The sequence below is a fragment of the Stutzerimonas marianensis genome (genome assembly GCF_022810315.1).
GTDB classification, from domain to species: Bacteria; Pseudomonadota; Gammaproteobacteria; order Pseudomonadales; family Pseudomonadaceae; genus Stutzerimonas; species Stutzerimonas marianensis.
This window is the reverse complement of sequence record NZ_JALGRD010000081.1, coordinates 1-329: the sequence shown is the minus strand read 5'-3', so window position 1 is coordinate 329 and position 329 is coordinate 1. Positions and strand designations below refer to the sequence as shown.

Below are 329 nucleotides of genomic sequence, written 5' to 3'. Positions count from 1 at the left end.
CATCAGCGACGCCACCATCTGTCACCGTAACGGTCTTTGTATTCGTGATGTATCCTGTCGCAGCCGCAGTTATCGTTCGGTCTCCAACAGCCACATTATCGAATGAATAAACACCATCCTGACCTCCAACTGTGCTAGTGACAGTCTGTTCGCCTGTATCGAGGGACACATTAGCGCCGTTGATACCTGCACTTGTTTCAGAGTCAGTTACCTGACCCAGAATTCTACCAACTTGTGGCGGAGGTGTTGGCGAAGCCACAGGCGATGGCGTCACAATCACTTCAGGAGTTAATTCTATTCTCCCATCAGCGACGCCACCATCTGTCACC

At 51.1% G+C, this 329-nt stretch carries 1 protein-coding gene; it reads right to left on the bottom strand.

Annotation, left to right across the window (positions count from 1 at the left end):
* Positions 1 to 329 (bottom strand): carboxypeptidase regulatory-like domain-containing protein (locus MST27_RS22325; protein ID WP_243608025.1); only part of this gene is annotated, 329 nt, incomplete at both ends.